The 22,824-nt window shown below is 71.8% G+C and carries 17 protein-coding genes; 5 read left to right on the forward strand and 12 right to left on the reverse strand.

Features of this window, described 5'->3' with window-relative positions; translation table 11 throughout:
- Positions 1-122: 122 nt before the first annotated feature.
- The 6 genes from KVA01_RS02640 to glyA all read right to left on the reverse strand — a co-directional run bounded on the left by KVA01_RS02640 (position 123) and on the right by glyA (position 5,812).
- Positions 123-695, reverse strand: coding sequence for a 2'-5' RNA ligase family protein (locus tag KVA01_RS02640; RefSeq protein WP_068470000.1), 573 nt, complete (start codon positions 693-695; stop codon positions 123-125).
- 95 nt (positions 696-790) lie between these two features.
- The gene (trpS, locus tag KVA01_RS02645) at positions 791-1,819 is read right to left on the reverse strand and encodes a tryptophan--tRNA ligase (protein ID WP_068469998.1); all 1,029 of its coding nucleotides are present in this window, start codon (positions 1,817-1,819) and stop codon (positions 791-793) included.
- A 219-nt stretch (positions 1,820-2,038) separates the two neighbouring features.
- Positions 2,039-2,878, reverse strand: a complete 840-nt coding sequence (locus KVA01_RS02650) for an exodeoxyribonuclease III (RefSeq protein WP_068469996.1) — start codon at positions 2,876-2,878, stop codon at positions 2,039-2,041.
- Positions 2,879-2,951: 73 nt separating this feature from the next.
- Complete coding sequence (locus tag KVA01_RS02655; RefSeq protein WP_068469994.1) at positions 2,952-3,488, reverse strand: hypothetical protein; 537 nt, start codon at positions 3,486-3,488, stop codon at positions 2,952-2,954.
- A 145-nt stretch (positions 3,489-3,633) separates the two neighbouring features.
- Positions 3,634-4,524, reverse strand: a complete 891-nt coding sequence (locus tag KVA01_RS02660) for a bifunctional methylenetetrahydrofolate dehydrogenase/methenyltetrahydrofolate cyclohydrolase (RefSeq protein WP_068469992.1) — start codon at positions 4,522-4,524, stop codon at positions 3,634-3,636.
- 1 nt (position 4,525) lies between these two features.
- Positions 4,526-5,812: a serine hydroxymethyltransferase gene (gene glyA / locus KVA01_RS02665; protein ID WP_068469989.1), complete on the reverse strand. Its 1,287-nt coding sequence runs from the start codon at positions 5,810-5,812 to the stop codon at positions 4,526-4,528.
- A 330-nt stretch (positions 5,813-6,142) separates the two neighbouring features.
- Between glyA and KVA01_RS02670 the strand changes: the two genes are divergently transcribed.
- The gene (locus KVA01_RS02670) at positions 6,143-9,499 is read left to right on the forward strand and encodes a beta-phosphoglucomutase family hydrolase (protein WP_141268824.1); all 3,357 of its coding nucleotides are present in this window, start codon (positions 6,143-6,145) and stop codon (positions 9,497-9,499) included.
- Between the two features lie 67 nt (positions 9,500-9,566).
- Entirely contained in the window at positions 9,567-10,100 is a 534-nt protein-coding gene (locus KVA01_RS02675; protein ID WP_068469985.1) for a gamma carbonic anhydrase family protein, read from the forward strand.
- 158 nt (positions 10,101-10,258) lie between these two features.
- Here KVA01_RS02675 and purH read toward each other — a convergent pair whose 3' ends face one another.
- Positions 10,259-11,869, reverse strand: coding sequence for a bifunctional phosphoribosylaminoimidazolecarboxamide formyltransferase/IMP cyclohydrolase (gene purH, locus KVA01_RS02680; protein WP_068469983.1), 1,611 nt, complete (start codon positions 11,867-11,869; stop codon positions 10,259-10,261).
- 177 nt (positions 11,870-12,046) lie between these two features.
- On the reverse strand, positions 12,047-12,640 hold the full coding sequence (purN, locus tag KVA01_RS02685; RefSeq protein ID WP_141268826.1) for a phosphoribosylglycinamide formyltransferase: 594 nt from the start codon (positions 12,638-12,640) through the stop codon (positions 12,047-12,049).
- A 68-nt stretch (positions 12,641-12,708) separates the two neighbouring features.
- On the opposite strand from purN, the gene KVA01_RS02690 reads away from it, so the two are divergent.
- Positions 12,709-13,326, forward strand: coding sequence for a hypothetical protein (locus KVA01_RS02690; RefSeq protein ID WP_068469981.1), 618 nt, complete (start codon positions 12,709-12,711; stop codon positions 13,324-13,326).
- Between the two features lie 153 nt (positions 13,327-13,479).
- Here KVA01_RS02690 and KVA01_RS02695 read toward each other — a convergent pair whose 3' ends face one another.
- Positions 13,480-15,381, reverse strand: coding sequence for a cell division protein PerM (locus KVA01_RS02695; protein WP_141268828.1), 1,902 nt, complete (start codon positions 15,379-15,381; stop codon positions 13,480-13,482).
- Positions 15,382-15,498: 117 nt separating this feature from the next.
- Here KVA01_RS02695 and KVA01_RS02700 point away from each other — a divergent pair, with 117 nt between their 5' ends.
- On the forward strand, positions 15,499-16,671 hold the full coding sequence (locus KVA01_RS02700; protein ID WP_068469979.1) for a glycosyltransferase family 4 protein: 1,173 nt from the start codon (positions 15,499-15,501) through the stop codon (positions 16,669-16,671).
- Positions 16,672-17,046: 375 nt separating this feature from the next.
- Positions 17,047-17,343, forward strand: coding sequence for a hypothetical protein (locus KVA01_RS02705; RefSeq protein ID WP_068469977.1), 297 nt, complete (start codon positions 17,047-17,049; stop codon positions 17,341-17,343).
- Positions 17,344-17,463: 120 nt separating this feature from the next.
- Here the strand turns inward: KVA01_RS02705 and KVA01_RS02710 are convergent, their stop codons facing one another.
- From KVA01_RS02710 to betT, 3 genes are all read right to left on the reverse strand, one after another.
- Complete coding sequence (locus tag KVA01_RS02710; RefSeq protein ID WP_141268830.1) at positions 17,464-19,044, reverse strand: GMC family oxidoreductase; 1,581 nt, start codon at positions 19,042-19,044, stop codon at positions 17,464-17,466.
- A gap of 113 nt (positions 19,045-19,157) precedes the next feature.
- Positions 19,158-20,651, reverse strand: a complete 1,494-nt coding sequence (locus KVA01_RS02715; protein ID WP_068469973.1) for an aldehyde dehydrogenase family protein — start codon at positions 20,649-20,651, stop codon at positions 19,158-19,160.
- Positions 20,648-22,801, reverse strand: a complete 2,154-nt coding sequence (gene betT / locus KVA01_RS02720) for a choline BCCT transporter BetT (RefSeq protein WP_068469971.1) — start codon at positions 22,799-22,801, stop codon at positions 20,648-20,650. Before betT ends, KVA01_RS02715 begins: the two co-directional genes overlap by 4 nt.
- Between the last annotated feature and the right edge of the window lie 23 nt (positions 22,802-22,824).

Here is a 22,824-nt window from a genome sequence, read left to right on the forward strand (position 1 = left end):
CTCCCGTGCGGCGCAGCACCGGGGCGTGCTGGCGTGCGAGATCACGGCGGACGGCGCGCAGCCGCCGGTGCTCGGCAACCAGTCCCGCCCTGTCCGTGAGCGCCGGGACCACCGGGGGTGGTTCAGTGCCGGCCACGGTGCTCCGCCGTGGGCGCGCCGAAGGGGATCCGCTCGCGGACGTGCCAGTCGCCGTGCTCGTCCCCCTCGTAGAGGTCGACCCGGTCCACCTGGAAGCCCGCGCGGTAGGTGCGCAGCATGGCCTGGGCCCGGTCCAAGCCCTCCTCGGTGGTGCCGTGGGCGAGCGTCACGTGCGGGTGGAACTCGAAGGGCGAGGCGGACGTCATGGCATCCCCGCGCAGATCGCGGTGCAGCCGCACGCACTCGTCGAAGCCGCGGCCGATCCGCAGGTAGACCACCGGCGTCACCGGGCGGAAGGTGCCGGTGCCGTTGATCTCCACGTGGAACGGGGACCAGCGCCCCGCGACCTCTCGCACGTGGCGGACGAGCTCCTCCCCGTTCTCCCCGCGCGGGGAGATCATGAGGGTGATGTGCGCCGGAACGCTGCCCGCGACCGCGTCCCCGAAGGACGCCCGCCAGTCCTGCAGCTCCTGTCCCACGGGCTCGGGCAGGCGGATGACCACGCCGGCGTAGACCTGTCCGGGGCGCACGGTGGGAGACACATGACCAGAGCTCACGCGATCCTCCTCAGTTCGGCCGCGTCCCACAGTATCCCACCGGCGTGATCCGCCCCACGAGGGCTGCGCACGCGTGGTCTCACGCGCGCAGGGCCTCACGCACCCTGGACGAAGCCCATCCGGTCGTAGACGGTGTGCAGCGTCTGCGCCGCCATCCCGCGGGCCTTCTCCGCACCGCGCGCAAGCAGGCGGTCCAGCTCGGCGGGGTCGTCGAGCAGCTCCTGGGCGCGCTTCTGGATGGGGTCCAGGGTCTCCGTGACCACCTCGGCCAGACCCACCTTGAGGTGGCCGTACATCTTGCCCTCGTACTCCGCGACGATCTCCTCCACGGGCCGCCCGGTCAGCGACGAGTAGATGGTCAGCAGGTTGGAGACGCCCGGCTTGGCCTGACGGTCGAAGCGCACCTCGGTGCCGTCGTCGGTCACCGCGGACTTGATCTTCTTCGCGTTGGTCTTCGCGGGGTCCAGCAGCCGCACGAGCCCGGCGTCCGACGGCGCGGACTTGGACATCTTCGCGGTGGGGTTCTGCAGGTCGTAGACCTTGGCCGAGTTCTGCAGGATCTTGGCGTCCGGCACCACGAAGGTCTCGCCGAAGCGCGCGTTGAAGCGCTGCGCGAGGTTGCGGGTCAGCTCCAGGTGCTGGCGCTGGTCCTCCCCCACGGGGACCTGGTTCGCCTGGTACACGAGGATGTCCGCAGCCATGAGCACGGGGTAGGTGAACAGGCCCACGGTCGTGTTCTCCGCGCCCTGCTTCACGGACTTGTCCTTGAACTGGGTCATCCGGGCGGCCTCGCCGTAGCCCGTGATGCAGTTGAGCACCCACGCGAGCTGCGTGTGCTCGGGGACCTGCGACTGGATCAGCAGGGTGGATCGCTCGGGGTCGATGCCCGCCGCGATGTACTGCGCCGCCGTGACGCGCGTGCGCTCGGACATCGTGGCCGGGTCCTGGCCCGTGGTGATCGAGTGCAGGTCCGCCACGAAGAACACGCAGTCGTTGCTGTCCTGCATGTCCACCCAGTTGCGCAGCGCACCCACGTAGTTGCCGAGGTGCAGGCTGTCCGCGGACGGCTGCACCCCCGAGACGACTCGCGGTACGGCGCGTTCCTGGGCGATCTGATCGGTCATGGTGCTCCGGCTCTCTCTCGGCCCCCGTGCCGGGGACGTGTATGTCGTGGTGGTGTGCTTCGTGCTGCGCTGCCGTGGCCCGCGCGGCTGACTGCCGTGCTCTTCCGGGACACTTCACGTCCGGTGGCCAGCCACCGCGCAGGAAGGCCGCGGTGACGACGACGCCGCGGCGTCGTCGTGCCCCCGTCTCCTCCGCCCGCTCGGGTGAGCTCTGCCGGCTCAGGCGAGGCGGTAGTCGACCACGAGCGGCGCGTGGTCAGAGAAGCGGGTGTCGTAGCTGGCGGCGCGGTCCACGGTCGCGGACTCGGCGAGGGCCGCGAGGCCCGGGGTGGCCATGTGGTAGTCGATGCGCCACCCGGCGTCCGTGTCGAACGCCTTGCCGCGGTAGGACCACCACGTGTACGGGCCGGGAACCTCGCCGGCGAGGCTGCGGGCGACGTCCACGTAGCCCACGTCCCCGAAGAACTTGTCGAAGTACGCGCGCTCCTCGGGCAGGAAGCCCGCGTTCTTCACGTTGCCCTTCCAGTTCTTGATGTCCAGCTCGGTGTGGCCCACGTTGAGGTCGCCGACCACCAGGGCGTGGTCGCTCTTCGCTGCGATCTCGGGCAGGCGCGTGAGCATGGCGTCCATGAAGCGGTACTTGTCCACCTGCTTGGGGGTGTCCACCTCGCCGGAGTGGACGTACGCCGAGACCAGGGTGAGGGTCTGACCGTTCGGCAGCCGGACGTCGTTCTCGATCCAGCGCCCGGAGTCGTCGACGTACTCCTCGCCGATCCCCACGCGGGACTCGACCGGCAGCAGGGCGCCGTCGAACGCGTCACGGCGGGTCGCGATGGCCACGCCCGCCCGACCCTTGGCCGCGGCCTCTGTGTGCCGGACGTCCCAGACGTCCTCGTCCAGCAGCTCGCGCGTGATCTTGTCCGGTGCGCGCACCTCCTGGAGGCACAGCAGGTCCACGCCGCGGGGCGCGAGCCAGTCCGCCATGCCCCGGCGGTACGCGGCACGGATGCCGTTCACGTTCACCGTGGCAATGCGCACCGTCTGCCCTGAATCCGCCATGTCCGTCCGTTTCCTCTGTTCTGTACGTGTGTGCCGGCCGGGGCTCGTGCGTGCCTGCCGCGCGGGTCCGGTCTCAGTCCTCCACGGTACCGCTGACCGGGGTGCCGGAGTCCTTGAGGCTGCGCAGCCCGTTGGCCGCGGTCATGTCGATGGTCTCGAGCGCGCGCTGCACGGTCTCGGCCTCCGGGCTCGGGGAGGAGAGCTGCTCCTTGACGACCTTCGACTGCACCAGGATCACCTGCATGCCGTGGGCGAGCTTCTCGTCCCGCAGGGAGTGGCCCTCCCCGGCGACCGCCGAGGCCGTGGCCGGCGCCCGGCCGTGCTGGGCCTGGAACTGCTCCTGCGCCTGGCGCATCTGCTCCCGGCCGAACACGGCGGCCTTGCGCACCATGGACAGGGCCCACACCGCGAGCATGAGCCAGCCGAGCGCAATGCCCGCGAGCACCCACCCCAGCACCGAGTTCGAGTGGGCCGCCTGCAGCAGCGCCACGGCGAAGATGACCACCAGCACGGCGAGCCCGATCACCGTCCCCCACAGTGCCGTGCGCCCCGTGCGGGGCCCCTCGGGCGTGACGGTGGGCTGGGCGTTCGAGGATCCGATCGGCTGCATGGGGCCATTGTCTCAAAACCGCGACGGACCCGCCGAATCCTGAACTGCGCCGAGAGCGGACCCCGGGGCCCGGGTACGACGACGCCGCGGGCGCCTCCCGGGGGAGGCGGCACCGCGGCGTCGTGACCGGTGAGTGACGGAGCGCTCAGGAGTCGGCCGCGACCGCCCGCTCGCAGGACTCCACCACGTTGACCAGCAGCATGGCCCGCGTCATGGGACCCACACCTCCGGGGTTCGGGGACATCCAGGACGCCTTCTGCGCGGCGTCCGGGGCGATGTCTCCCGTGAGCTTCTTCTTCCCGGTCTCGGGGTCCTCCACGCGGGAGACCCCCACGTCCAGGAGCACGGCGCCGGGCTTGATCTGGTCCGCGGTCACCATGTGCGGGCGACCGGCGGCGGCCACGACCACGTCCGCCTGAGCGAGCAGCTCGGGCAGGTTGCGCGTGCCGGTGTGGGCGAGGACCACGGTCGCGTTGATCGGCTTGCGCGTGAGCAGCAGGCCGATGGGACGGCCCACGGTCACGCCGCGGCCGATCACGAGCACCGCGCGGCCCGCGAGCTCCACCCCATGGCGGGTGAGCAGCTCCACGATGCCGTTGGGCGTGCACGGCAGCGGCGAGGTTATGGGCTCGTTGACGTTGAGCACGAGCCGCCCCAGGTTCGTGGGGTGCAGCCCGTCGGCGTCCTTGTCCGGGTCGATGCGCTCGAGGATCGCGTTCGTGTCCATGTGCTCGGGCAGGGGCAGCTGCACGATGTAGCCCGTGCACCGGGGGTCCTCGTTGAGCTCGTCGATGACGCGCTCGAGCTCCTCCTGGCTCGCGTCCGCGGGCAGCTCCCGGCGGATCGAGGCGATGCCCACCTGCTCGCAGTCGCGGTGCTTGCCCGCCACGTACGAGTGGGAGGCGGGGTCGTCGCCCACGATCACGGTACCCAGCCCGGGTACGACGTCGCGCTCGGCCAGGCGCCGCACGCGCTCCGCGAGCTCGGACTTGATCTGCGCCGCCGTGGCCTTGCCGTCGAGGATCTGCGCCGTCATCTCACCACTCCTCGAGGCCGGGGTACAGCGGGAACTGCGCGGTGAGCGCGTCCACGCGCGAGCGCAGGGAAGAGATGTCCGCACCGGGCTTGAGGGCCTCGGCAATGATGTCCGCGACCTCGGTGAACTCCTGCGCGCCGAACCCGCGGGTGGCCAGCGCCGGCGTGCCGATCCGCAGCCCGGAGGTGGTCATGGGCGGACGGGGGTCCCACGGCACCGCGTTGCGGTTGACCGTGATCCCGGCCTGGTGCAGGAGGTCCTCCGCCTGCTTGCCATCCAGCTCCGAGTTGCGCAGGTCCACGAGCGCCAGGTGCACGTCCGTGCCGCCGGTCAGCACGGAGACGCCGTGCTCGGCGAGGTCTGGGGAGTTCAGCCGCTCCGCGAGGATCTGGGCGCCCTCGATGGTGCGCTGCTGGCGCTGGGCGAACTCCTCGGACGCGGCGATCTTGAAGGCCACGGCCTTCGCGGCGATCGCGTGCATCAGCGGCCCGCCCTGCTGGCCGGGGAACACCGCGGAGTCGATCTTCTTCTTGAGGTCCGCCTCGCACAGGATCACGCCGGAGCGGGGCCCCGCGAGCGTCTTGTGCACGGTGGAGGTGGTGACGTGCGCGTGGGGCACCGGGTTCGGGTGCAGGCCCGCGGCCACGAGGCCCGCGAAGTGCGCCATGTCCACCCACAGCTTGGCGCCGACCTCGTCCGCGATGGCGCGGAACGCCGCGAAGTCCAGCTGCCGGGAGTACGCGGACCAGCCGGCCACGATCACGGCGGGGCGCGCGGCCAGGGCCTGCTCGCGCACCCGGTCCATGTCGATCCGGTAGCTCTCCGGGTCCACCTCGTAGGCGGCGATGTTGTAGAGCTTGCCGGAGACGTTGATCTTCATGCCGTGGGTCAGGTGCCCGCCGTGCGCGAGCGAGAGGCCCATGAGGGTGTCCCCCGGCTGCATCAGCGCGGCCATCACGGCCGTGTTGGCCTGCGCGCCGGAGTGTGGCTGCACGTTGGCGTGGTCGGCACCGAACAGCGCGCACGCGCGGTCACGGGCGAGGTTCTCCACGACGTCCACGTACTCGCACCCGCCGTAGTACCGGCGGCCCGGGTAGCCCTCCGCGTACTTGTTCGTCAGCACGGAGCCCTGCGCCTCGAGCACGGCCCGCGGTGCGAAGTTCTCGGAGGCGATCATCTCGAGCGTCGAGCGCTGGCGTCCCAGCTCGTCCTCGATGGCCCGCGCGACGTCCGGGTCCACCTCCGAGAGCGGCTGGTCGGTGACGGGGTGTCCCAGGGATTGCGTCATGCTCCACCTTCTTTGTGCACGGTAGGGTCCGTCCCAGTATATCCGGGCCGCCTCACCCGCCGTGCCCCGGGTCGCTCCGCCGCCCCCTGTGACACCGGGGCCCGGGGGGCCCGTGCCGCCGCACCCCCCACGCACCGTGGGCCCCATCATGTGATGTGGTACACGGCGAACAGATGAGGGTAACGTGTGTGCTGGTACCGCGCGCGTACCACGGGTCCGCGCGGTTTTTCCGTGACGATGCCGGGCCACCGCCCTCGACCAGTGACCGTGCGCCACCGCACCACCCGATCCAGGACGTCAGTCCATCCTTGCGCTAGGAGTTCCCGCACAGTGAACGCTCTTCCCACCGCCCCGTTCACCACGACCATGCCGCGCGTCGCGGACGGGTCCGTGCAGTCCCACCCCGTGGACGTGCTGCGCACCTCCTACTCGGCGGTGATCTTCGACATGGACGGCGTGGTCACGGACACCGCGAGCGTCCACGCCCGCGCGTGGAAGAAGCTCTTCGACGAGCTGCTCGCGGACCCGCGCCTGGAGGCCGCGGAGGACGGCGCGGAGGTGGACCGCTCCCCGTTCGACATGGGCGCGGAGTACCGCACCTACGTGGACGGCCGACGCCGCGAGGACGGTGTGCGCGCGCTGCTCGCCGCGCGCGGTGCCGCACTGCCCGAGGCGGACGGCCAGGCCGATCCCGAGCCGGGCGAGTGGACCGTACAGGGCCAGGCGGCGTCGAAGGACGGCTACTTCCACGAGGAGCTCACGGTCCACGGCGTGCGCGTCTTCGACGGCACCGTGGCCATGATCGAGCGGCTGCGCGAGGGCGGGGTTCCCGTGGGCCTGGTGACCGCGAGCCGCAACAGCGCCGTCGTCCTCGCCGCCGCGGGGCTGCAGGACGCCTTCGACCGCATCGTGGACGGCAACTGGGCCGCGGAGCACGATCTTCCCGGCAAGCCCGCCCCGGACACCTTCCTCGAGTGCGCGCGGCTGCTGGACGTGGCTGCCGACAACAGCGTGGTCGTGGAGGACGCCGTGGCCGGCGTGCAGGCCGGCGTCGCCGGCGGCTTCGGTCTGGTGGTGGGCATCAACCGCGACGGCGCCCGCGAACGCCTGTACCGCGCCGGCGCGCACGTGGTGCTCAACGACGTCGGCGAGCTGGACCTGGGCGCGCGCCGCGACGACCCCTGGGCCCTCGTCTTCGACGGCTTCGACCCGGCCACCGAGTCCCGTCGCGAGGCGCTGCTGACCCTGGCCAACGGCTACATGGGCGTGCGCGGGGCCGCGTGCGAGTTCCCCGCCAACTCCGTCCACTACCCCGGCACGTACCTCGCCGGGGTCTTCAACCGCGTGCTGAGCCACCTCAACGGCCGGGACGTGGAGCACGAGTCCATGGTCAACGCCCCCAACTGGCTGCACCTGGACCTGCGCTTCTCCGAGGGCCAGTGGTGGTCCGAGGGCGGTCTGCGCCCCTCGGACGAGCGCGTGGAGCTGGACCTGCGCCGCGGTCTGCTGACCCGCACCCTGGTCCTCACGGACGCGGACGCCGACCCCGACTCGGAGGAACCCGCCCGCAGCCTGGAGGTCGTCCAGCGTCGCCTGGTCTCCCTGCGGTACCGGCACCTGGGCGCCCAGGAGACCAGGATCGTCTCGCGCGGCTACACCGGCAGGCTGCACGTGCGCACGGGAGTGGACCCGGCCGTGACCAACAGCGGTGTGGCCGAGTACCGCGAGCTCAACGCGCACCACCTGGTGCTACTCGAGTCCACGACCCTGCCGGACGAGCACGAGACCCTGCTGTCCCTGGTGCGCACGTCCCAGTCCAAGATCGAGATCGCGATGGCCCAGCGCACGCGCATCGAGTCCGAGGCCTCCGTGCGCGAGCGCCGCGAGGTCCGCCCCGGCGGCATCGAGTTCCGCCGCCACACCGTGCAGATCTCCCCCGAGCAGCCCGTGCTGGTGGACAGCACCACCGCCGTGGTCACGAGCCGCGACGCGGCGATCGGCTCCCCGCGCGAGGGCGCCCTGGCGGAGCTGAACCGCACGCCGTTCGGGGTGCGCAAGCTGCTCGCCTCCCACGAGATCGAGTGGGCCCGGCTGTGGGACCGCTACGAGGTCACGCTCGAGTCCACGGAGAACACCCCTGAGCACCTGAGCACCCAGCTCGCCGTGCGCACGCACCTCTTCCACGCGGCCCAGACCCTGGCCCCCCACCTGTCCCTGCGCGACGCCGGCGTGCCCGCCCGTGGCCTGCACGGCGAGGGCTACCGCGGCCACATCTTCTGGGACGAGCTGTTCATCCTCCCGGTCGTCAACATGCGCCAGCCGCACGTGACGCGCTCCCTGCTCTCCTACCGCTGGCGGCGCCTGGCCATGGCGCAGCAGCGCGCCCAGGACATCGGTCTCTACGGTGCAGCGTTCCCGTGGCAGTCGGGCTCGGACGGCCGTGAGGAGACCCCTCCGGAGCTCTACAACCACCACTCCCGGCGCTGGCTGCCGGACAACTCGTGGCGCCAGTTCCACGTGGGCCTGGCCATCGCGTACAACGCGTGGCTGTACTACGAGTCCACCGGGGACATCGACTGGCTCTCGGGCCACGGCGCGGAGCTGATCATCGGCATCACCCGCCTGTTCGCCTCCCTCGCGGAGTACGACTCCCACGACGGCAAGTACCACATCGCCGGTGTGATGGGCCCGGACGAGTACCACGACGGCCCCGCGGGCCAGCACGGTGGCGGGCTCAAGGACAACGCCTACACGAACGTGCTCGCTTCATGGCTGTTCCGCCACTCCGCGCACATCTTCAACGACATGGTCGAGCACCAGCGCGAGGAGCTCGAGTCCCGGTTCGAGATCTCCGCGCGGGAGGTGCAGACCTGGCTGAACATGGCCAAGAACATGTACGTCCCGTTCAACGCGGACGGCACGATCGCGCAGTTCGAGGGCTACGACGAGCTCGCCGAGCTGGACTGGGACTTCTACCGCACCAAGTACCGCAACATCGGGCGTCTGGACCTGCTGCTGGAGAACGAGGGCGACCTCACCAACAACTACAAGCTCTCCAAGCAGGCGGACACCATCATGCTCGTCTACCTGCTCGGGCCCGAGGGTGTGATCGAGGAGCTTGCGCGCATGGGCTACACGACCAACCTCGACGCCGTGCAGCGCACCGTGGACCACTACATCGCCCGGTCCTCCAACGGCTCCTCGCTCTCCCGCGTGGTCAACGCGGCCGTGCTGGCGTGGCTGGACCCGGACCGCTCGTGGGGCTCGTTCCAGGACTCGCTCATGATCGACATGGACGACACCCAGGGCGGCACCACCGGCGAGGGCATCCACCTGGGTGCGATGGCCGGCTCCGTGGACGTGGTCACGCGCGCCTACGCCGGGCTGCGCGTGCGCGGCCAGTGGCTCGAGTTCCAGCCGGCCCTGCCGCGCGAGCTCGACGCCGTGGACTTCACGGTGCTCTACTGCGGCCAGGTCATCGAGGTCTCCCTGGACCACGACATCCTGGAGCTCGAGGGTGTCTCGGTCAAGGCCGCACCGGTGACCATCCACGTGAACGGCGCCGAGTACGTCCTCAAGGGCGGGCAGAAGATCTCCGTGGCCCTGCGCCACCGCCAGTCCCGCCGCCCGGAGAAGGCCATGGCGGCGCTGCGCCGCCGCTTCGTCGCGGACGAGGACCGCGACTGAGTCACCCCACGTCACGACGACGCCGCACAGTCACCGAACCGTGCGGCGTCGTCCTACACTGTGACGCATGACACCGCAGCCACAGCCCCTGATCCTGCCCTACGGACCGCACCGCCCCACCGTGGCGGAGACCGCGTTCGTGGCCCCGACCGCCACGCTGATCGGCGACGTCGCCGTGGGCGCCGGCGCGGGCGTGTTCTACGGAGCGGTGGTCCGCGGCGACCGCTCGCCCATCCGGATCGGGGCCAACTCGAACCTGCAGGACAACGTGAGCGTCCACTCGGACCCCGGCCACCCCACGACCATCGGCGAACGTGTGAGCGTGGGCCACGGCGCCGTCGTCCACGGCTGCACGCTCGAGGACGACGTCCTGGTGGGGATGAACGCGACCGTGCTCAACGGTGCCGTGGTGGGCAGCGGGAGCCTGATCGCTGCCGGAGCCGTGGTGCTGGAGGGCCAGCACGTGCCGCCGGGCTCGCTCGTGGCCGGCGTGCCGGGGAAGGTGCGGCGCGAGCTGACCGAGCCGGAGCGCCACGGCGTGAGCCGCAACGCCCAGAACTACATCGGCCTCTCCCGCGAGCACCGCGCCCTGAACTCCTGAGCTCCGAGCTCATGGGCGCCTAGCTCCGGAAGGCGCTGTGCCCTGGAGACCGTGGGACGCCCGCACGGCAACGGCGGCCCGGATCCCGAAGGATCCGGGCCGCCGTCGCGTCCGCGGTGCCGCCGGCCGGGCGCGTGCAACGCACGACCGGCAGGGGCTCAGTGGAAGAAGTGCCGCGCCCCGGTGACGTACATGGTCACGCCGGCGGCCTCGGCGGCGGCGACGACCTCCTCGTCACGGATGGAGCCGCCGGGCTGGACCACGGCCTTCACGCCGGCGTCGAGCAGCACCTGCAGCCCGTCCGCGAACGGGAAGAACGCGTCCGAGGCCGCCACGGCGCCGCGGGCGCGCTCGGCGCCGTCCTCGGCGAGCGTGTTGGCGCGCTCCACGGACAGGCGGCACGAGTCCACGCGGTTGACCTGGCCCATGCCGATGCCCACGGAGGCGCCGTCGTGCGCGAGCAGGATCGCGTTGGACTTCACCGCGCGCAGCGAGCGCCACGCGAACTCGAGGTCCGCCAGCGTCTGCTCGTCCGCGGGCTCGCCGGAGACGAGCGTCCAGTTCGCCGGGTCGTCGCCTTCGGCGTCGAGGCGGTCCGCCTGCTGGAACAGCGTGCCGCCGGAGACCGCGCGGTACTCCAGGGGGTCGAGAGCGAATCCCTCGGGCAGCTGCATGAGCCGGATGTTCTTCTTGGCCTGCAGCACCTCGAGCGCGGCGGGCTCGAAGCCCGGGGCGATCACGACCTCCGTGAAGATGGGCTTGAGGTTGCGGGCCATCTCCTCGGTGACGGTGCGGTTGGCCGCGACCACGCCACCGTACGCGGAGAGCGGGTCGCACGCGTGGGCCTTGAGGTGGGCGTCCGCGATCGGGTCCGCGGCACCGGGCGTGGCCACGGCCACGCCGCACGGGTTGTTGTGCTTGACCACGGCCACGGCGGGCTGCTCGTAGTCGTAGGCTGCGCGTACGGCGGCGTCCGCGTCCACGTAGTTGTTGTATGACATGGCCTTGCCGTGCAGCTGCTCCGCCTGGGCCACCCCGGGGGACGCGGCGTCGTTGGTGTACAGCGCGGCCTTCTGGTGCGGGTTCTCGCCGTAGCGCAGGGACTCCGCGCGCTGCAGCGCGCGACCGGCGTACGGGGGCCAGAAGTTGGCCTCGGGGTCGTGGTCGAACTGCTGGGCCGTCCACGTGGCCACCGCGGTGTCGTACGCGGCGGTGTGCGCGAACGCGGCCGCGGCGAGCTTCTGGCGTGCCGCGAGGTCGTAGCCGCCTTCCTGGGCCGCGCACACGACGTCCGGGTAGCTCGCCGGGTCCACGACCACGGAGACCGCGGCGTGGTTCTTCGCGGCGGCGCGGACCATCGAGGGCCCTCCGATGTCGATCTGCTCCACGACGTCGTCCTGGGCCGCCCCGGAGCGCACGGTCTCCTGGAACGGGTACAGGTTCACGACCACCAGGTCGAACGGGTCGATGCCGAGCTCGTCGAGCTGACGCACGTGGTCCTCCTTGCGCCGGTCCGCGAGGACCCCGGCGTGCACGCGCGGGTGCAGCGTCTTGACGCGGCCGTCCAGGCACTCCTGGAAACCGGTCACCTCGGAGACCTCGGTCACGGGCACACCGGCCGCCTGGATGGTCCTGGCGGTCGAGCCGGTCGAGACGATGTCCACGCCGGCGTCGTGCAGCCCGCGCGCGAGATCCTCCAGCCCGCTCTTGTCGTAGACGGAGATCAGTGCACGCTTGAGCGGCACACGGTTCAGGTCGGAAGTGTTCACGGACTCTCCAGAAGACGTGGGTTCATGTGCTGCGGCACCGCCCGCGAGGCACAGCGGCGGGGGCACCCGTGGGGCCGACGACGTCGCCCGCGCCCGTCGGCCGCGCCCCTCGAGTCCACGCTGGGACGCGGTGCGGGGACTCGGGCGCGGGGCACGCGGGTGGCCGCCCGGTCCAGTCTACGGCCGCGGCCGGGGCTCCCCGGAACCGTGCGCGCCGCGCGAGAGGCGGTCGAGGGTGGACACGAGCAGCTCGCGCTCCGCGGTCTTGATCCGCTCGTGCAGGGAGGACTCGGTGTCGTCCTCCGCGACGGCCACGGCCACCTGCGCGAGGATCGGCCCGGCATCCACGTCCGCGACCACCTCGTGCACCGTGGCACCCGTGATCTTCACGCCGTAGGCCAGGGCGTCCCGGACCGCGTGGGCCCCGGGGAAGGACGGCAGCAGGGAGGGGTGGGTGTTCACGATCGCGCCCGGGAACGCGGCCTCGAACTCGGCGTCCACGATCCGCATGAACCCGGCGAAGACCACCCGGTCCGGGCGGTGGGAGGCCACGGCCCGCTGCAGGGCACGGTTCCATGCGGCACGGTCCGCGTGCTCGGACGGTGCCACGACGAACGTCTCGATCCCGGCGGCCCCGGCCCGGTCCAGCCCGGTGCACGGCTTGTCCGCCCCCACCGCGACGATCTCCACGGGGCCCTCCCCCGTGTGCAGGGTGTCGATCATCGCCTGCAGATTCGTACCGGAACCGGACACCAGAACCACTAGTCGCATGGGCCCATGCTAGCGGGGCCCGCCCCGGGGGCCGTTCGCTGCGGGCCACCTCCCCTACAGTGGAGGTCATGCAACCCTCACGCACTCCGGGCCCCTCCCGGCGCGCCCCCGAGTCCGGTGCCCCGGCTCCCGACGAGCGCGACCGTTCCGCGGCTCCCCTGCGCCTCGCCGCCGCTGCCGCCGCGCTGTCGATGCTCGCGTCCGCCCTCGTGGTGGGAGACGTCTGGTCCACGAGCGCCGGGGTGCTCACGGCCGTGGCGGCGGTCGTGCTGGGGATCGTCGCGCTGGTGCATTCGGGGCGCTCGACGTCCCGCGCGGTCGTGGTCGGCCTGGCCGTCCTGGGCATCGTGTGGGGCGGGTTCGGCGCCGTGGGTGGAGGCGTGCGCCTTCTGGTCTGGCCCGCCGCGCAGGTCTACCAGGAGTGCACCGAGAACGCCCTGACGCTGTCCTCCTCGGAGCGCTGCGAGCAGCAGTTCCAGGACAACGCGATGCACCAGGTCTCTGGCCGACCGCTCGAGACCGGCTTCCCCGGGGCGTCGGACGCGCCGTCGCCGAGGTCGACGACGCCCGGCACGACACCCTCGCCGAGCGCCTCAGCATCCGGCAGGGCGACGCCGACGCCGCACGGGTCGAGCACCGCGACCACCGGCGCCCACCCCAGCGCCACCGCGTCGGCCACCCCGTAGCGGCCGAGGGCCGGGCCCGGAACTCGACCGGGCGCACGGACCACCCGGGTTCCTCCCCGTTCCTCTCCGCCCGTACTGACCCGGCGCGGCGGGTACGCCGCGCCGACCGGTGACCCCGAGGCCCGCAGGAGACGGGGAGGCACCGGGCGTGCGCTAGCGCGTCTCGTCCTCGTCGAGGGCCGCCAGGCGGGCCGCCTTGCGCTTGGCGGACTTCTTCTCCGCCCGACGCCGCTTGGCCTCCACGCGCTGCGAGGCCCGGTCCGGCGTCTCGTCGGACGGGGCCGCAGCCCCCCGGGTCGTGGCCGCCCGCTGGGACCGAGGCACTGCCGCGCCGGCACACACCGCGGAGGAGCCCGACCCCGGGGAGGACGACACCGCGCCCCGAGAGGACGCTCCCGCCTCTGGGGCCACCGCGTCCCGCACCGCCGAACCGGTGCCCAGCGCCGAGGAACCGCGCTGAGGCTCCACGTCTTCCCGCCCAGCAGAGAGGACGGAGGGAACGCGGGGACGGCCACGTGAGCCGTCGTCGTACGGGGGACGGCGGTCCTCGACCGTCGCGCGGTCAGCAGGGGCCACCGTGTGCTCCCGCGCCGCCGGGTCGGAGTGCTCACGGACCGGGGCCGTGTGGCGCGACGGCGCGGCAGCGGCGTCGTCGTCGGTGTCCTCGTCCTCCGCGCTCCACGAGCGTGAGCGGTAGCCCTCCCGCTCGAGCCACGGGCCCAGCAGGTAGCCGACTGCTGCGCCCACCGCGAGCTCGGCCCCGAGCCACAGGAAGACCTGCCACGCGTGGGGGCCCATGTCCGTGAGCCGCCCGATGCCGAGGGAACCGTTGGAGAGCCACGCGAGCCCCGAGACGAGGCCCGCCCCCACAGCCGCGATGAACGCGACCGTGAGCAGCGTGGAGAGCAGGAACGTGATCCAGCGCAGGGGCAGGCGGATGGCCATCCAGTCGTCCAGGTGGTTCTCCCCCTCGCGGCAGAACCACCATCCGGCCAGCACACCCGCGAGGACCGGCAGCACCAGCACGGCGGGCGCGATGCCCCACGGATCGCCGGTGGGCAGCGCCGCGAGCGCCGGGAACTGCGGCAGCGGCCCCAGCACGCTCTGGAACGGCGAGGTCACGGCGCCCGTGCCGAGCGAGAAGCCCGCGCCGGTGGCCCAGGCGAGCGCCCAGAGCACCATGTTGGGGAGGTAGCCGAGCTGCAGGGCCGTCAGGGCGGTGTCCCCCGCGGCGTCCGCGCCCAGGTCCTGGTAGACCGTGATCACGCGGTCCCAGTGCCACAGCAGCGTCACCGCGAACAGCAGGGCTCCGGCGCCCACCGCCGCGACCGCCGCGAGGAAGCCCGCGCGGATCACGGCCCACACGTAGGACCCGGCCCAGCGCGAGTACTGGCTCGTCCGCTCCAGCCACGAGGCGACGTCCGCGCCCAGCACCGCGGCCAGGGAGCGTGAGACGCTCCACCCGCCCACGAGGGTCCCGAGGCCGGCGGGGATCAGGGGCAGCAGGGCGGCCGGCAGGAGGTCCACCTTGACCTGGTCCGTGCGGCTGAGCAGGGCCACCAGTGCGGCGAACACGCCGTACCCGACCATTCCCGCGGCGAACGGGACGAGGAACTGGCCCCGCCAGCAGGCACGGGCGATCCGCCGCCCGGCCACCACGGCCAGCCCGAACGGGAGCAGCGTGAGACCCAGCGGCACCAGGGTCAGTGTCCCGGCGCCGTCGAGGGAGAGGCCCTGGACGGACTCGATGCTGATGGGCGTGCAGTGCGCGAGCAGCCAGACCTGGCCCGCCAGCCGGAAGGTCCCCGCCGCGCCGAGCGTCGCGAAGCCGCCGGCGGCCCACACGGCCCCGAGCAGCACCGCGCTGAGCAGCAGGCCCACCACGGCCACCACGAGCAGCTCGATCACGCCCTGCAACGCCAGGGGCATGGGCATGCCCGGGTTCTCGCCCGGAGCGGGGCCACCCCGCTCCGCGGTGCCCGCGGCGGAGGACCCGCGGCTTCTGAATCGGTCGCGCACGCCCGAGATCGCGCCGGGCAGGGAAGGAAGTCTCATCGGGTTCCATCTTTCCACGTCCGCGCGTGCACGGCCCGCACCGGAGTTCGCCCGTTCTTCACCGCACGGTCACCCCGGGGTGGCCGTGCGGTGCAGCGCACGGCGCACGGTGGAGGCATGAGAGTCGCGCTGGTCGCAGAACAGTTCCTCCCCCACGTCAACGGTGTGACCCACTCGGTGCTGCGCGTGGCCGAGCAGCTGCGGGCCCGGGGCCACCGGGTCATGGTGGTGGCCCCGTCCTACGAGAAGGTCCGGGGCCCGGAGACCGTGCCGGAGCTGCCCGGGGTGGCCGTGGAGCGGATCCCGTCCCTGCCGCTCGCCGGCTACCCCGAGGTGCGTGTGGCCGGGTGCACGGTGCACCGCATGCAGCGGCTGCTCGAGAGCTTCGCCCCGGACGTGGTGCACGTGGCGTCCCCGTTCGTCCTGGGATGGCGTGCCCTGCAGGCCGCGGCGAGCATGCGGCTGCCGAGCATCGCGGTCTACCAGACGGACGTTCCGGGTTACGCGGGCCGCTACGGCATCGGCGCCCTCGAACCAGCGCTGTGGGCCCACGTGCGCACGATGCACAACAGTGCAACGCTCACCCTGGCACCCTCCACCGCCTCGGTGCAGCAGCTGCAGAAGCACGGCGTGCAACGGGTGCACCGGTGGGGCCGGGGCGTGGACACGGCCCGGTTCCGCCCGGAGCTGCGCGACGACGCATGGCGTGAACGCGTGGGCGGCGGGCGCAGGATCGTGGGCTACGTGGGCCGGCTCGCACCCGAGAAGCAGGTCGCGGACCTCGCGGTGCTGGACGCCCTGCCGGACGCCCGGCTCGTGGTCGTGGGCTCCGGTCCCGAGAAGCAGGCACTTCGCCGTGCGTTGCCGAACGCCCACTTCGAGGGCTTCCGCTCCGGTGCCGCGCTGGCCTCGGTGATGGCCTCCTTCGACCTGTTCGTCCACCCCGGCGAGCACGAGACGTTCTGCCAGACCATCCAGGAGGCCATGGCGTGCGCGGTCCCCGTGGTCGCGGTGGGCCGCGGCGGCCCCCTGGACCTCGTGACGCCCTCGCACAACGGCTGGCTCTACCCTCCCGGGGACACCGCCCGGCTGCGCGAGCACGTGCGGGACCTGCTGGGCGACGACGCCAAACGGCTCGCCTTCGCGGCGACCGCCCACCGCACGGTCCAGGACCGCACGTGGGAGTCCGTGTGCTCGGAGCTGCTCGGCCACTACGAGCACGCCCGGGCGGCGTCGCCCCTGCCCCCGACCCTGCGCACCCGCCTCGCCCGCAGGGTCGGCGTGCGCTGAGACGGAGCGTGCGGAGTCCCCGGCGTCCGCGCGCTCTCCCGCCCCCGTTTCTCGCGGCAGACCCGCTCCCCTGGCCGCATCCGCACTCCTCACGCTGCACCCGTCCTCCCCACACGCACCGGGCGGACGCCCACTGAGGGTTGGTTAAGTTTTGATGACATCTGGCGCGGATCCCTGGCTGGCGCACAGCCGCCGCGGATAGGCTCGAAGCAACTTCACGAGATGTGCCTGCGCGAGGGCGGCAAGCCCGCGCGCACCCAGAGCTCCAACTCGGCACACGCCAACCCTCGGTTCAGGGGTGGATTGGATGACGAAGCGGCCGCGCCCACACCTGTGGTCCCGGCAAGCAACCAGGAAAATCAGAGGCCAGACATCATGAACACCGCAGCACAGATCCCCCCTCGGACCGTCGAGACCACGGACACCGCCCGCGAGCAGTGGGTGGACGTCACCGTCCGCGCGGACACCATCCGCCACGTCGTCTCGATCACCGAGCCGAACGGCCAGGCCCACGAGTACTTCGCGGACGACGTCCGCGAGGTCGCACTGGCCACCCAGCACACACGGGGCAGCGCCCAGTGGTGCGCCAAGTACCGTCGGCTCCTCGTCCCGGGTGCGTCCCGCGTGACCGGAGGAGCCCCCTTCTACAAGCTGGAGCCCATGCCCGCGTGACCCGCGGCATCCGCTTCACCGCGGGGCTCGAAGAACGGCCCGTCCGACCACCCGTCGGGCGGGCCGTCGTCGTGCCGTGGTCGGGGCGGGCACGGAGCCCGCCCCGACCATCTCACCGCATCACGCTCCGGCGTGCTCCTCGGCGATCAGCTCCGCGGCCCGCTCACCGATCATGTAGACGGTGAGGTTGGGGTTCACGGTCACGAGCTCCGGCATGACGGAGGCGTCCGCCACGCGCAGCCCGCTGACGCCCTTGACGCGCAGCTGCGGGTCCAGCGGGGACTCGGTGTCCTCCACCGGGCCCATGCGGCACGAGCCCGCCGGGTGGTACACGGTGTTGTGGGTGCGGCGGATGTAGTCGGCGATCTCCTCGTCGCTCTGCACGTCCTCGCCCGGGAACAGCTCCGTGCCGGCCCACGCGGACATGCCCTGCTGCGCCACGATCTCCCGTGCGCGGCGGATGCCCGCGGTCATGATCCGCATGTCGTAGCCCTCGGGATCGGTGAAGTAGCGGGGATCCACACGGGGCTTGTCCCGGAAGTCCCGCGAGCGCAGCCGCACGGTGCCGCGGGAACGGGCGTGGGTGACGTTCGGGGTCAGGCAAAACGCGTTGTCCGCGGTGGGATAGCCCTGCCGGTAGGTGTGCATGTCGAAGTTCACGCTGCCGTAGTGCATCATCAGGTCCGGGCGGTCCAGGCCCTGGTCCACCTGGTCGAACACGCCGATCTCCCACCACTGGGTGGAGTCCTCGACCATCGGCTTCTTCGCCTCCCACTGGATCACCGCCTCCGGGTGGTCCTGCAGGTGCGATCCCACGCCCGGGGAGTCCACGAGCACGTCCACCCCCACCTCCGCGAGGTGCTCGGCGGGTCCGATGCCGGAGAGCATCAGCAGCTTGGGGGTGTCGATCGCACCGGCGGAGACGACCACCTCGCGGCGCGCGGAGATCACGTGCGCCTTGCCGAACGCGTTGTCCGTGACCTCCACACCGGCGGCGCGGCGGTTCTCGTCGAAGAGCACGCGCTTGACCTGGGTACCCGTGAGGATCGTGAGGTTCTCACGGTCCTGGGCGGGGTGCAGGTAGCTGACGGAGGAGGACGAGCGCGTGCCGTCCTCACGGGCGCTGATCTGGAAGAAGCTCGCGCCCTGGGTCACGGTCTTGCCGGTGTTGAAATCCGCGCGCGGGATGCCCGCCTGCTCGGCGGCCTCCAGCAGGGCGACGCCGCTCGGGTCCGCCGGGGGCACGTTGCGCAGCCGCACGGGCCCGTCGTGGCCGTGGTGGCTGCCCGGGTCCTCGTTGTTCTCGAGCTTCTGGTAGAGCCGGAACGCCAGCTCGGAGTTCCAGCCGTCCGCCCCGTGCGTGGACTCCCACTCGTCGAGGTCCTCGCTCGGGGCCCAGAACGCGATGCACGAGTTGTGGGACGAGCAGCCACCCAGCACCTTGGCGCGCGCCATGCGCATGAAGGAGTTGCCGTTCTCCTGCTCCTCCAGCGGGTAGTCCCAGTCGTGCCCGGACTCCAGCAGCTCCATCCAGCGGTTGAGCTGCAGCACCTCGGGGTAGCCGGCGTCGTGGTCGCCCGCCTCCAGCAGCGCCACGGACACGCTCGGGTCCTCGCTCAGGCGCGCGGCGACCACAGCGCCCGCGGAGCCTGCGCCCACCACCACGTAGTCGTACTCGGCCAGGGTGTTCTTCTCGCCCATGTGTTCTCCTTTCGATGGGGTGCTCGACGCCGCGTCCGCCCGTCAGCGGGCGGCACGGGCGCGGCGTCGTCGGTCGTGGGCCGCGCGGGGACGGGCCCGGTGCGGCGGTGCGCTCAGTGCTGCGCGAACCACCCGGTCACGGCAGGTCGGACGTTCTGGTAGACGTGCTTGGTCTCCTGGTACTCCCCCAGCCCGTCGTGGCCGAGCTCGCGGCCCACGCCGGACTGCTTCATGCCGCCCCACTCCGCCTGCGGCAGGTAGGGGTGGAAGTCGTTGATCCACACGGTGCCGTGGCGAAGCTTCCCGGCCACGCGCTGGGACTTGCCCGCGTCCTGGCTCCACACGGCGCCGGCCAGACCGTAGTAGGTGTCGTTGGCGATCGCCACGGCCTCCTCCTCGGTGCGGAAGGTCTCCACGGTCACGGTGGGGCCGAAGGCCTCGTCGTGCACGCAGTCCATGTCCGGGGTGCACTCGTCGATCACCGTGGGCAGGTAGAAGAACCCCTTCTCCAGCTGCAGGGTGCCGTCCGCGGAGGGGCCCTCGGCGAAGCGGCCGCCGCAGCGGATGCGCGCGCCCTGCTCGCGGGCGCGCTCCACGTAGGCGTGCACCTTCTCCCGGTGCGCCTCGGAGATCAGGGCGCCGGTCTCGGCCTTCTCGTCGAAGGGCCCGCCCAGCAGGATGCCCTCTGCACGCGCCGCGAGGTCGCTCACGAACTTCCCCGCGATGGACTCCTCCACGACCAGCCGAGCACCGGCGGAGCAGACCTGCCCGGAGTGGACGAACGCCGCGTTCAGGGCGTTGTCCAGCGCGGCGTCGTAGTCCGCGTCCGCGAAGACCACGTTCGGGTTCTTGCCGCCCAGCTCCAGGGCCATCTTCTTGACGGTGGCCGCCGCCTCGCGGGCGATCACGCGCCCGGTCACGAGACCGCCGGTGAAGGAGACCAGGTCCACGCGCGGGTCCGAGGACAGCGGGGCTCCCGCCTCCGCACCCGCACCCAGCACGAGGTTGGCCACCCCCGCGGGCAGCTCGAGCTCCTCCAGTACCTGCATCATGAGGATCGCGGTGTGCGGCGTGAGCTCCGCGGGCTTGAGCACGAACGTGTTGCCCGCGGCCAGCGCCGGGGCGATCTTCCACGCGGCCTGCAGCAGGGGGTAGTTCCACGGGGTGATCAGCCCGCACACGCCCACGGGCTCGTGGACCACGCGGCTGACGACGTCCGGGTTCCCGGCGTCCACCACGCGGCCTGCATCCTCCGCGGCGATCTTGCCGAAGTGCTCGAAGCAGTCCGCGATGTCCGACATGTCCTGGCGGGACTCGTCGATGCGCTTGCCGGTGTCGAGGGACTCCGCGCGGGCGAACTCCTCGGAGCGCTCCCGCAGCCGGGCCGCGACGCGCAGCAGGAAGCTGCCGCGCTCCCCTGCGGGGACGCCGGACCAGCGGCCGTCGTCGAAGGCCACGCGGGCGGCACCGATCGCGCGCTCGGTGTCCTCACGAGTGGCCTCGGCGACGACGGCGACCTCGCTGCCGTCCGCGGGGCACGTGATGGTGCGGGTGCCGCCCTGCAGGGCGGGAACCCACTGGCCGTCGATGTACAGGGTGTTGCTCATGGTGCGTCCTCCTTGGTCGGTGCACCCTCGGCCCACACACCCGTCTCGGCCGTGGGGAGGCCGATCTGGGTGCTGCCGGGGTGCTCGTGGTTCAGTCGGATGAATTCGAGGTGGCGCTCGTAGCAGTCCAGGGCGTCGTTGATCAGCTGCTCCGAGGTGTAGCCCAGGACGTCGTAGCCGAGCGAACCCGTGGCCGTGAAGACCTCCAGGCGGTAGTACCGGTCCGAGTCCGGGTTGGTGCGGAAGCCGCCGAAGCCCGGGGTGGGGAACGCCACGGGGTGGATGCGGTACAGGAAGTCCCGCTCGGGGGCGAGGTCCACGTGCAGGCTGGTCTGCTGCAGCGCGGGGTTCTCCTCCACCGGCACGGTCTCCACCGTGACCGCCACCCCTGACTCGCGGATCTCCGCCGCGAGGGTCTCCAGGGCGGGGGCCGCCACGTCCTTGACGTAGCGCTGCGCGGCGCGCGGACCGGGGTACGCCCCGAGGCGCGACAGGCGCGAGCGCCAGTGCGTGTCCCTGCCGGTGCGCCCGGCCACCGCCGAACGGCTGGCCACGGCGCCGGACTCCGCGGTGCTGACCTCCACGCGCAGTGCGCGCCACAGGCCCACCATGATCAGGTACATGACCACCGAGAACGGCAACCCCATGATCAGGGTGGCGTTCTGCAGCGTGGTGACACCGCCCACCAGCAGCATGGCCAGGGTCAGCACGCCGGTGGTCACGGCCCAGAACACACGCAGCCACTTGGGGCCGTCCTGGTTCGGGTCCTCGATCCTGGACGTGAAGTTGCTCATGACCAGGGCGCCGGAGTCCGCGGAGGTCACGTAGAACAGCAGCCCGGTGAAGGTGGCGATCGCGGCGGCCACGGTGGCGCCGGGGTACTGCTCCAGCAGGGAGTAGAACGCACGCTCCGGGGTGTTCATGGCCACGTCCCCGAACTCCGTGTTGCCTCCCACCACGATGTCCAGTGCGGAGTTTCCGAAGATCGAGATCCACAGCAGGATGAACGCGAACGGGACCGTCATGGTGCCCACCACGAACTGGCGCAGCGTGCGCCCGCGGGAGATCCGCGCCAGGAAGAGCCCCACGAAGGGCGCCCACGCGATCCACCAGGCCCAGAAGAACAGCGTCCAGGTGCTCATCCACTCCTGGGGCGCCTCGAAGGCGAACGTGTTCAGGGTCATCCCCGGGAAGCGGGAGACGAAGTCCCCGATGTTCATCACGATCGCGTCCAGCAGGAACGCCGTGCGCCCCGCCACGAGCACGTAGAGCATGAGGCCGATGGCCAGGATGATGTTCAGCTCGGACAGCCGCCGGATGCCCTTGTCCACGCCGGAGACGCACGAGACGACCGCCATGCCCACGCCCACGGCGATCAGGGCGGACTGCACGGCCAGGTTCTCGGGCACCCCGAAGAGCGTCTTGAGACCGTAGTTCAGCTGCACCACACCGATGCCCAGCGAGGTGGCCACGCCGAAGACGGTGCCGAGCAGCGCGGCGGTGTCCACGGCGTCGCCCGCGGCACCGTGGATGCGGCGCCCCAGCAGGGGGTACAGCGCGGAGCGGATGCTCAGGGGCATCCCGAAACGGTAGGCGAAGTACCCGAAGGCCATGCCCATGAGGGCGTACATGGCCCAGCCCGTGATCCCGTAGTGGAACAGGGTCCACACCACGGCCTGCCGGGCGGCCTCCATGTTCTGGCCGTCCCCCGAGGGCGGCGCGAAGTACTGGCTCACCGGCTCGGAGACGGAGAAGAACATCAGGTCCACGCCGATCCCGGCCGCGAAGAGCATGGCCGTCCACGTGAAGATGTTGAACTGCGGGCGGGCGTGGTCCGGGCCCATCCGCACCTTTCCGCCGCGGCTCGCCGCCACCATGACCACGAACACGATCACCAGGGTCGCGGTGAGGATGTAGAACCAGCCGAGACGCGAGGCCACCCACGCCACCACACCGGCGATCACGGCGTCGGCCTGGGCCGGGGCCAGGATGGCCCACGCGGACAGCGCCACGATGGCGGTGCCCGCAGCGATCAGGACCCGCCAGTTCACGGGCAGCTTGGGCACCGTTGCCGGGTTCGACGGCGCGCCGTGCGCGGCGGGGGTGGTGGAGCCGGAGTGCTCCGGCGGGGCGATCGAGGCGTCGTTCACGGGTCGGTTCGCTTCTCCGGGCC

It is taken from the genome of Kocuria varians (assembly GCF_006539885.1).
In the GTDB taxonomy this organism is placed as follows: domain Bacteria; phylum Actinomycetota; class Actinomycetes; order Actinomycetales; family Micrococcaceae; genus Kocuria; species Kocuria varians.

Excerpts from the sequence above, each read along its gene's own strand:
- KVA01_RS02690 (WP_068469981.1), top strand. The coding sequence starts at position 12,709 with ATGCAACCCTCACGCACTCCGGGCCCCTCCCGGCGCGCCCCCGAGTCC.
- KVA01_RS02650 (WP_068469996.1), bottom strand. The coding sequence starts at position 2,878 with ATGGCGGATTCAGGGCAGACGGTGCGCATTGCCACGGTGAACGTGAAC.
- KVA01_RS02700 (WP_068469979.1), top strand. The coding sequence starts at position 15,499 with ATGAGAGTCGCGCTGGTCGCAGAACAGTTCCTCCCCCACGTCAACGGT.
- purN (WP_141268826.1), bottom strand. The coding sequence starts at position 12,640 with ATGCGACTAGTGGTTCTGGTGTCCGGTTCCGGTACGAATCTGCAGGCG.
- trpS (WP_068469998.1), bottom strand. The coding sequence starts at position 1,819 with ATGACCGATCAGATCGCCCAGGAACGCGCCGTACCGCGAGTCGTCTCG.
- KVA01_RS02710 (WP_141268830.1), bottom strand. The coding sequence starts at position 19,044 with ATGGGCGAGAAGAACACCCTGGCCGAGTACGACTACGTGGTGGTGGGC.
- KVA01_RS02660 (WP_068469992.1), bottom strand. The coding sequence starts at position 4,524 with ATGACGGCGCAGATCCTCGACGGCAAGGCCACGGCGGCGCAGATCAAG.
- glyA (WP_068469989.1), bottom strand. The coding sequence starts at position 5,812 with ATGACGCAATCCCTGGGACACCCCGTCACCGACCAGCCGCTCTCGGAG.
- KVA01_RS02705 (WP_068469977.1), top strand. The coding sequence starts at position 17,047 with ATGAACACCGCAGCACAGATCCCCCCTCGGACCGTCGAGACCACGGAC.
- KVA01_RS02655 (WP_068469994.1), bottom strand. The coding sequence starts at position 3,488 with ATGCAGCCGATCGGATCCTCGAACGCCCAGCCCACCGTCACGCCCGAG.
- KVA01_RS02715 (WP_068469973.1), bottom strand. The coding sequence starts at position 20,651 with ATGAGCAACACCCTGTACATCGACGGCCAGTGGGTTCCCGCCCTGCAG.
- KVA01_RS02695 (WP_141268828.1), bottom strand. The coding sequence starts at position 15,381 with ATGAGACTTCCTTCCCTGCCCGGCGCGATCTCGGGCGTGCGCGACCGA.
- KVA01_RS02675 (WP_068469985.1), top strand. The coding sequence starts at position 9,567 with ATGACACCGCAGCCACAGCCCCTGATCCTGCCCTACGGACCGCACCGC.